Genomic DNA, 9,663 nt, shown 5'->3' with positions numbered 1-9,663 from the left:
AGAGGCTTTACCTTTTCCCGTATGAACTCAAAGCTGATGTGTTTATCGATCTTGCGCAGCATGTGATCTTTCGGCACTAGATCTTCGATGGAGACGAATTCGTAGGCAGTTTGTTTACCGTTGGAATTTCGTAGCATAACTGATCACCGTCCATTAATTGTTATCTATATTATACCATATTAACGCGGTGTCGTCTTAAACTACGCGCAAATAAAAAGAGCTGTCGAGACTTTCTCGACAGCCTGACGGAAAGGAACCGTTACCGGTCCTTTCCGCTTTTTTTTGGCTTCAGCCTTTTTGAACTTGCTCGTACAAACGACGTATCCCTTCTCCCGGTTCGAGCCCGAAGGCCTCGTGCAGGATATGTACCACCTTGCGGTAATGCAGCAGAAAGGCGGCGCGATCGTCGTTGCGCACATACGCTTTCAGCAGCCGCTCCTGCCCATCCTCATCGTAAGGCACCGCCTCCGTGAGCCTGTGCAGAACATCCAGCTCAGCCTGCCGCTTACCAGCCAGAGCATATTCTTCGGCCAGCTGCTTGGCAAGCGTTGCGAAGGTCCGCTGCAGCCGCTCCCTGTACGGCTCGCACCACGTATACGACTTGCCTGCGAACAGCGGCCCCCTGTAGGACTGAACCGCCGTTTCCGCTGCGTCGTGAGCGGAGCTGCCTGTCCCGGTTTCGCTTGCATGGATCTCGCCGACTGCCGCTGCCGCCCGCTCAAAACGGTCCAGGTCGCACCGGCAGTCCTCCGGCAGCGTAAGGCGATAATTGCCGCGCTGTGAGGTCAGCTTTAGCGGAAAGCCGGTTTTCTCGAAGGTTTTCTTCAACCGGTACACGCTCGAATGCAGACTCTGCTCCGCTTTATCCGGCTCATAATCCGGCCATAGCAGCTCGCAAAGATCCCACTTGGGCACCGACGTATCTCGATAGACCAGCAGATAAGCGAACAACTCTTCGGCTTTAGTCGTCCAGAAACGAACCGGCCCTTGCCTTTCCGGGGCAAAAACCTCCAGTCCCCCTAGACACAGGACGGCCGCGTCCGCCGTTGCCGGCGCCTGTGCGCTTGCCGCGAGGCGATGTCCTATCCTTGTCTTCAGCTTAAGGGCGCAAGACACCAGCTCTTCAATAGCAACAGGCTTTACCAGATAGTCGATCGCATGGACCCGGAATGCCTGCAGCGCATAGTCGCTGAATGCCGTTACCATAACCGCCTCCATACCCGGACACTGCTCCATCAGCCGTTCCGCCAGCTCCAGTCCGCTAATCCCGGGCATCTCGATATCCAGAAATGCGGCATCCGGCCGGAGCTCCGGGGCAGCGGCCAGCGCTTCCGAGGGCTTGGTAAATTGTCCGATCACCTGAAGGTCCGTATGCTTCGCAATCAGATGGCTGAGCCGCTGAAGGGCGGGCTCCTCATCATCGACCAGCATGACCCTGATCATAGGCTCACAGCTCCTTTCCATTTATCGTCATGTCCCCAGCGTTGCCGACCGCGGCCATCTTCAAGCACGGACATCTTCTGCCACGCTTATGCGGAAGCTCACGGAGGTTCCTTGTCCGGGAAGGCTTGTTATGCGCAGCCCTTCGCCATACAGATGAAGCAGCCTGCGCTGCACATTGGCCAGTCCGACTCCCGTACGGGTATCGCCTGCTTCTTCCTGCGGGGCGTCGTCTCGTTCATAGTCCGCCAGCTTGCCGAAGTCACGGCGGCCTCCAATCCGATCGATCTGCTGCTCGGTCATCCCCACGCCGTCATCCTCGACAGTGATCCGGATGAACCCTTCCCCTTCCGCCTGCACGCGGAGCCGGATCATTCCCCCCTCCTCACGCTTCATGAGGCCGTGCCGGACCGCATTTTCCACAATCGGCTGAATGGTTAAGGGGGGAATCAGCTTGTGCCTCAGTCTCTCGTCGTACTGCAGATCGACGGCAAGCCGCTTGCCGAATCTCGCCTGCTCGATATGCAGGTAAGAGCGAACGAGCTCCAGCTCCTTGTCAAGGGGGACCGCATGGTTCTGATTCTGAAAATCGAAGCTGCTGCGCAAATAAAAGCACAGCTTCGCCAATAAATCCTGCGCTTTCGGCAGATCGACATCGCTTACCGCCAGGATCGTATTCAACGCGTTAAATAAAAAATGCGGCTTGATCTGGGCCTGAAGCAGCCCAAGCTCCGATTGCACCCATTCGCTAACCGAACGCTGCATAGCGAGCAGCGAGCGAATACGGGCTCTCAGCTCTCCGGCCTCCACAGGCTTCGCCAAATAATCGTTGACGCCCGCGTCATAGGCAGCGAGCAAATCCTCCGGCCGGCTTCGAGCCGTCAGCATCAGAATCGGCAGCTCGAATAACGTTCGGCTGCGGCGAATGCGCCGGCACAGCTCAAGTCCCGTCATCCCGGGCATCATCCAGTCGAGAATGACCAGATCGAATCCGGCGGACGTTTCCTCCAGAAGGTCAAGGGCCGCTTCCCCGCTCTCCGCCAGCGTCACTCGGCAAGCTTCTACGGACAGCAGATTGAATAAGACCTGGCGATTGGCCGCATCGTCATCGACAATCAGCACTTTAGCCATCTCCTTATCCGCTGCGGCCGGGAATAACGGCAGCAAAGCGAGCCGCTCCGCAGCCGGCATCCCTTGGCCCGCCAGCAGCGGGACCATCGGAACAGCGGCAGCAGCAGCCGTCTCTTCCGACCGGGAGCGGAAGACTGAGTTAGCCTGAGCCGCGGACGCCGCCGCGCTGCCCCCGGCCTGTTCGCCTGCTTCCGCCACCGGAAGCGTAAACGTAAAGGTCGAGCCGACGCCCTCCTCAGACTCTACCCGGATTTGTCCCCCGTGAAGCTCGACCAGACGCCTTGTAATAGGCAGACCGAGGCCCGCCCCGCTATGCGCGGACATCTCCTGCTGGTTCAACTGCTCGAACGGGTCGAAGATGCGCTCCCTGCGCCGGGCAGGTATGCCGATGCCGGTATCCCGTACCGATAGGGCCAGCCAGCCATTTTCTACCCGGGCGGTCACGCCTATCTCTCCCTTGGCCGTAAACTTCAGCGCATTGCCGATCAGATTCGTCAAGATTTGGACAAGCCTGTCCTCATCGGCTTCCGCCAGCGGAAGTTCGTCGGACAGACGCTCGGTCAATTGAACCGGCTTATCCTTGATCAGATAGCGGTGAAGCTCCAGGACATACCGGACGACGGGCCGGACGGCAAGCGGCCGGCGGCGCAGCAGCAGCCCCCCGTTCTTAAGCCGGGACAGATCAAGAATGTCCTGCAGCAGCAGTGCGGCCCGCTGCCCGGTCGAAACGACCAGAGCCATATTGGCAGCCTGCCATTCGTTCAGCCTCCCGCCCGCTCCGTCGATCAGCGACTGCGAGATATTGATCATCACGTGAAGCGGCGTCCTCATCTCATGCGAGGTGTTGGCGAGAAACTCGTCCTTCGTCCGGTCTGCGGCCAGCAGCCGCGCGGCGAGATGCTCGCTGGTCGTGAACGCATGGGTAAATCGTCTGGAGAGCAGCAGCACCTGCGAGAACACCGCGCATAGTATCCCCAGCGGCAGCAGCGACCCGGTCTGGAGAATGCCGAAGAGCTGCAGATGCAGACAGAAGGCGGAGAGCAAGATGAAGAGCGCTCCTGCCGCCATAGGGACCGCTCCCTCGACACCCTGGGCTACGGCACGCAGCAGCAAGACCACAATGTAAAGAATCGTCGTAGAAAATAAGATCGAAGTCACCAGTTCCATCTACGAAAACACCTGAACAGGCGTCAACAGCACGAGCGCCAGCCGAACCGCCACGCCTGCCACGCAGAGCTTGACAACCCAGCGGGGGATCCGGTTCGGCAGTAGCGTATGCGCATACATCAGCAGAAACACTTCCGTACTGATGCCCGAGCCGAACTGAATGCGGGTAAACCATTCGTAGGAAAGCGACGGCAGTAAAGCCGAGAGCAGCTTCTCCCCCTGGGTCATCGCATATACACAGCCCGTCAATGTGAAAAGTCCGAAATACAGCCAGGAACGCTCCGTCCTTCTCATCCTGAACAAGACCAGCAAGTAAAGCCCCAGCAGAAAGAATCCGGTCGACACGATCATATCCCGGCCTATCGAGTAGTCGCGGAACCCTTGAATCTGCTCCTGCGTACCCAGCAGAATCGGAAACGCGATCCCCCCCGTATAGAAGCGGTAATTGGCCACTTGCACCGTGATATCCAGCGTATTTCCGGCCATCGGGAAATAACGGACATACGGCACATTGCTATGGGTCGTGCTGGCTGCCGTCGTACCTGGAACGCCGCTGCCTCCGACAGGCTCTCCATTAATGAACAACCGGTGGGAGGCCCGTATGTTGTGGACCTTGATGCCATAGACCGAAGCTGCCGGTTTATCCATGTTAACTTTCAACCGAAAGGTCCCGTAGCCGAGGTTGCCATTCTTATCGCCGGCTGCGCCGGCGTAATTTTCCCATTTTCCCGGAACGGTGACGTATTCCAACCCGCTTGCGGCAGCCGGGGTACTTCCCCCCGGCCCAGCTGCCTTGCAGCAGCTGGCACGGGTCCGGTCTGCCGCCGTCAACTCTTCTTCGCCTGATACGGCCAAGTCCTGCGGCGAAAGAAGCTTCCCCCTGTAAAACTCCCACTCTCCGTCAAGGCGTATCAACCGGTCCGATCCGTTCGTCCCCCGCAAATCCAACACTCCCTTCACCCCGGCCGGACCTTCTCCAGCAGCAGGAAAACGGGGAGTGTACCAGTAGATAACGGCAAACACCGCTGCGACCCACAGGACGGCAAAAGCGATCGGAAGTGCTTTTTTCATCGGCGCGCCTCCTTATCCACTTTATTCCTCCATCCATTTCGACACCCTGTAGGAAAAACCTTTTAACGAAGGAAATAAAAACCGAAAAAGCCGGGACGAAAGTCCCGGCCTTAGCCTACATAGCTAGGAATCGCGAAGGTACGATTCCTGGATTCGAATATGAAGCGTATGAACTTCAAAGCCCTGCGTGTTCAGCAAGATCTCCCGGCTGCTGCTAGGTGGAAAGGGGCTGCTGCTTTTCCTTCAAGCCTCGGTTGAAGGTCTCCTCGATCCGGCGGCAGGTCTCCTCCGGGCTTTCCATAGACGCCCACAGGAGGTTCAGCTCGTCGAACAAGGTATGGATTTCATGCTGCTCCAGATTAAGACTATGAAGCGGGCGCGCATAAGGCAGAACGTCCACAAAACGGTTATAGTGACGCGGATGAATCTCGGGGTTCAGCAGACTGTCGTCCTCGGCCACAGACCGGAGCACCGGGATCGTGCAGCCATGTTTCTTCAACAGCGTCTGGGCCTCGACTCCCGTCATAAAATCGACCAGCTGCTGGGCGGCGCGGCTGTGCCCGCTTCTCGCATGCACAGCCAGTCCCCCTCCAAGCAGAAGCGTCGCTTGCTTACGCTGTCCCGGAACGGAGAGAACATCCCATTCAATCGAGTGATCGCGGAATTCATTCATAAAATAATAAGTCGTCAAAATCATCGCTACCCGTTCCTTCATAAACAGGCTCTCGGCCAAGTGGCTGCTGCCATGCGAGTAAATCGGCGACACCTGATGCTTGTACATCAGAGAGGTGCAATATTCAAGCGCCTCGATGTTCTCCGGCCTGGCCATCGTGCAGCGGCTGCGATCGGCTGCCATGATCTCCCCATCGTTCTGAAGCAGGAATACGGGCCAGCGGTTGGTCGAGGAGGAGAAGCAGAAGCCGTACTGCTCGATGAGGCCGTCCCCATTGTGATCGTGGGTGCAAGCCTTGGCCACCCGCAGTAGATCCGCCCAATCCTGAAGCGGTGTTTTCTCCGACAGGCCGTTCGCTCTGAATATGGACCGGTTGAAGCAAATAACGACCGGGGAAAATATAAACGGCGCAGCGATCAGCCGGTCTTCTTGCCTGAACAGATCGAACACCTGGTCGTAGCATGTTTCGCCGGGACGCAGCCCTTTCGGCACATAGCCGGACAGCTCATCCGTCCTGCCGGCCTCCACCCATTCCCGAAAATGCAGGTCGGACATCATAAACACGTCGGGACCTTGTCCCTGGTCCATCGAGCGGATCAAGGATTCCGTATATCCGTTCTCGGGAAGGAGCAGCAGTTCTACCTTCACGAAAGGATGCTTCTGCTCGAAGGCGGAGAGGATGCGGCGGACAATGTCGATCTCGTAGGAGCTGGAAAACCAGGCGAGCCGCAGCGTGACGGGCGCCCGGTCCAGGTCCGGCGGCTTGACGCGGTTGCCCTTCCCGGCGATTTTCTCGATCAAGCCTTCTTCCACCAGCTCGGTCAAAGCCTTGCGGATCGACACACGGCTGATCTCATACTTGACGCTTAACGTATTCTCCGGCAATATATACTCCCCGGGCTGGAGGTTTCCGCTGACGATTTCATCCCGTAATTCTTGGAGAAACAGGTCGTATCGTTCCTGGAAGTTATTCCTTCTGCGTAGCAATGTATACCGCTCCTATACATGTATTTAAGCAACAGTATACCATGGGATTCCTATAGTTACCAATAAAGTTTCCTTGATTTATTCCCCTTTCACAACCTTCTTCCCAAGATGCCGGTCCAGAAAATCATAGGCAAGACTTCTTGCCTGCTCGGGGAAGTCATGGCCGGTATTCCCCATCCAGAATTCGAACGCGCCTTCTTCGCCGACGAACTTGTACAAGCTGTCCAGATCTGACATTCCGGCTCCGATCGCGGGCCAGTTCGGAAAGATCCGATCGCGCATACCGCTCCACATCCATAGAGACTTCGGCGCTGCCAGAGCGGCGATTTCATGCCATTCGAAGGGAATCCGATCTTCCGCAAGGGCGGCCGTAATCCGGGGAAAATGGGAGAACCAGTCCCGCTGTCCCCAGCGGTTCGGATCGGGATCTTCCGTAAACATGCTGAAGCCGCAGCTTGAAGCGGCAGCGCTCACCCTCTCGTCCAGTCCGGCAAGGAACCAGCCATTATAGCCTCCTAGCGAATGGCCGATCACGCCGACTCTTGCGGGGTCCACCTCGGGGAGAGCGCAAAGCACGTCCAACGCCCGGCTATGATCGGACAGCATCTTGCCGCATACCGTCCAATCGGGGTAACGCTCGTAGAAGGGCGCCGTTTGAAACGCTTCCGCTCCCGGATAGATGCGGCTCCCGCAGGTTATGGAATCGGGGGCAAGCACCACATAGCCCCTCCTTGCCAGCTCTAAGCCGTACTTTCGGTTGTCCCGGCCCGCCGTGGTGGCTACATCCAGCCTGCCCTCCGCAGCCGTAGGGTGCAGGGCGAGCACAGCCGGAAGACCGGCGCTGCCGAACCTGTGCGGATCCGGGAGCAGCAAGGTCGCCTGCACCGTGTCTTCATCGCAGGTCTCATAGCGGATTTCGCGCCGATGACAGCCTGCTTCCTCCCCTTCCGCTTCGATTACCGGTTCCCCGATCACCTCATAGCTGCATCCCAGCTCCTCCGGCGACCTTAACTCCGGAGCCGTGCCTAGCAGACGCAGCCAGGCTTCCTTGATTCCGGCGCGCTTGGCTTCCCATTGCTCCACCGTCTCCACCCGATCCAGCAAGCTCGGAATGCTGCCGAGATGTCTTTCCGATAGTTTATAGCTCATACGCTCGCTTAACCTCTCCTTCCGCCCAAGCATAGCTCCAAAGCTCGCTGCCGCAGCCGTAATATAGTTTCCCCTTCAGCATGGCGATGCCGCTTGTCGCTTCCTTCGGAAGCCAGGCCGCCAGCTCGGGCCTTCCCCCATCCGTCCGGATGCGGAACAAGGCCCGGCTGAGCAGGCCGGCTACGACCTGGCCGCCGTCCGCTGCGTCCGTACCGCGCTGGAAGCCCGGCTCAGCTCCGCTCCCAATCAAGGGATTCAAGCCCGCCTCGTCGATCGGGTCCGCGATAAGCAGTCCTTGCCTTACGATGCTCCCCCACTTGGATAGGTCCTCCCGGTAAAGCACTTTTCCCCGGCTAGGGTCGAACAAGAAATATTCCGACGAAGAGGTTACGCCGTGAACGAGATCGTTCCGGTCCGTAACGAGCAACGAAATCTCGCGGGCTTCGGGAATCGGCACCCACCGCTGTACAACCCGCCTCTCCCGCCAATCGAAGCGGTAAAGAACGGCTTCCTTGGCCAGCGGAGCTGCCCCGCCGGGTGTTTCGATGCTCGTACCGCCCATCACGTCGCCCCCGCTCATTGCCGCCAGACTGACCGTACTCTGATGCTGGACGACTTGGTCGTGATCGTATACCTCGAACCACTCATCGACAGCAGCCCCGGAAGCAGCCGATCCTGCACCGTCCACCGCTTCCGCAGCATGGCCGACATGCACCACCGCCAGGCCGCCGCCGACAGCACCGTAACCGGGGAAGCCCCCGATTAGCACATGTGCGCCATCCGGGTGAGCCAGCGCACTTCGGGGACGGTGAATACGTTCATCCTCATGAAGCAGTCTCGGATTCCGGTTCCTGCCTCCTTCCGCCGACAAAGGCCGGCGCGTATCGAGCAGATGAATCCGCCCTGCGGCGTAGGCCGCCCCTACGAGATACGGGCCTTGAGCGGCATACGCGCATATATTGCCGCCGCCTCCCCGCTCCACCGCCTTGCCTCCGGCATTCATCAGCTCCCCGCTGCCTGGGTCGTACCGGTACAGATGCAGCGGGTGGTTGGAAGTGCCGTAAAGCCTGCCGTCCGGTCCGCCCGTCATCGGGGACAATTCCGTCCCGTTCCCCTCATAGGTCAACGACACGATGGTTTGGCGGCCGTCCGCTTCCTCAATCGCCAGCTCGCCTTCGGCCAGTTCATAGCGTATCAGCTTTCTTCCTAGTCCTAAGTCGCGATGAAGCTTGTTGTAGCCTTGTCCCCGGTAGGCTCCCGCAGCCGTCTGCGCTCCCTCCACCTCGTACATCCTGCCGGCCTCCAGCCGGAACCGGAGAAGGGAGCCTCCAGCAGCTGCACCGGCCTGCGCAGGCAAGCCTGCATAGACATAGCCGTCCATGCCCAGATGCACCTGGCCGCTCCCCCGGACGGCTTGCCCTTCCGCTCTCAGCGCAAGCAGCGTAGCGTCCGCGCTCCGGTAAGCCGCAATACTCGCGCCGGTCGTGCCGAGCCCTGCGTAGATCCAGCCATCGGGACCGGCAGCCAGCGACATCGCATACTTCTGCTCCGTATCCAGACGGGCAACAGCTCCGCATTCGCCTGTTCGGACATCCCAGCGCAGCAGCTGACAACCCGGATAGGTCGTGGCCCATATATGACCTTCCTCGTCCTCGGCCAAAGCCATGCCGACAATCTCCTCTTCCGGCGACGGGCTCAACCAAGCAACGAAACGCTCCGCAAAGGGATCGAGCGCCATCAGCATCCGCCCGGCTCCCGTGTAGAAGAGGCCGGCACGGCTGCTCATCGAAGCAAACGGATATTCCCGCAAGCCTTCTGGAAAGGCGACCTGTACACATCTTCCCGATCCGGGATCCACGATCAGCACGTATCCCTTGGCGGCGATGACGACGCGTTCCTCTCCTTCGGGGGAATGGCATACCGCCGCCGATCTGGATTCATCCGCCCGTACGGGCGTGCCTAAGCATGAGAATGATCCCATGCGGCCACCTCCTTTCCCATCCATCATACCATCTAGCCAGCTTTCTAAGAAAAGCCTGGAGCTG

The 9,663-nt window shown here is 58.9% G+C and carries 6 protein-coding genes and 1 pseudogene; all 7 read right to left on the bottom strand.

Annotated features, from left to right (window positions below; all coding sequences use genetic code 11):
• Nucleotides 1-137 (bottom strand): annotated as a pseudogene (locus GSF01_RS19605) (IS5/IS1182 family transposase); the annotation flags it as partial.
• Between the two features lie 151 nt (nucleotides 138-288).
• On the bottom strand, nucleotides 289-1,443 hold the full coding sequence (locus GSF01_RS19600) for a BTAD domain-containing putative transcriptional regulator (protein WP_159886980.1): 1,155 nt from the start codon (nucleotides 1,441-1,443) through the stop codon (nucleotides 289-291).
• 60 nt (nucleotides 1,444-1,503) lie between these two features.
• Nucleotides 1,504-3,738, bottom strand: coding sequence for a hybrid sensor histidine kinase/response regulator (locus GSF01_RS30215; protein WP_159886979.1), 2,235 nt, complete (start codon nucleotides 3,736-3,738; stop codon nucleotides 1,504-1,506).
• Complete coding sequence (locus tag GSF01_RS19590) at nucleotides 3,739-4,809, bottom strand: 7TM diverse intracellular signaling domain-containing protein (protein WP_159886978.1); 1,071 nt, start codon at nucleotides 4,807-4,809, stop codon at nucleotides 3,739-3,741.
• Between the two features lie 214 nt (nucleotides 4,810-5,023).
• On the bottom strand, nucleotides 5,024-6,469 hold the full coding sequence (locus GSF01_RS19585; RefSeq protein WP_159886977.1) for an extracellular solute-binding protein: 1,446 nt from the start codon (nucleotides 6,467-6,469) through the stop codon (nucleotides 5,024-5,026).
• Nucleotides 6,470-6,547: 78 nt separating this feature from the next.
• Nucleotides 6,548-7,618, bottom strand: coding sequence for a dienelactone hydrolase family protein (locus GSF01_RS19580; RefSeq protein WP_159886976.1), 1,071 nt, complete (start codon nucleotides 7,616-7,618; stop codon nucleotides 6,548-6,550).
• Nucleotides 7,608-9,599, bottom strand: a complete 1,992-nt coding sequence (locus GSF01_RS19575) for a hypothetical protein (RefSeq protein WP_235941622.1) — start codon at nucleotides 9,597-9,599, stop codon at nucleotides 7,608-7,610. Before GSF01_RS19575 ends, GSF01_RS19580 begins: the two co-directional genes overlap by 11 nt.
• Nucleotides 9,600-9,663 lie beyond the last annotated feature (64 nt).

The organism is Paenibacillus puerhi, assembly GCF_009846885.1.
In the GTDB taxonomy this organism is placed as follows: domain Bacteria; phylum Bacillota; class Bacilli; order Paenibacillales; family NBRC-103111; genus Paenibacillus_G; species Paenibacillus_G puerhi.
The sequence above is the reverse complement of the archived record's forward strand: the minus strand, read 5'-3'. Positions and strand labels throughout refer to the sequence as shown.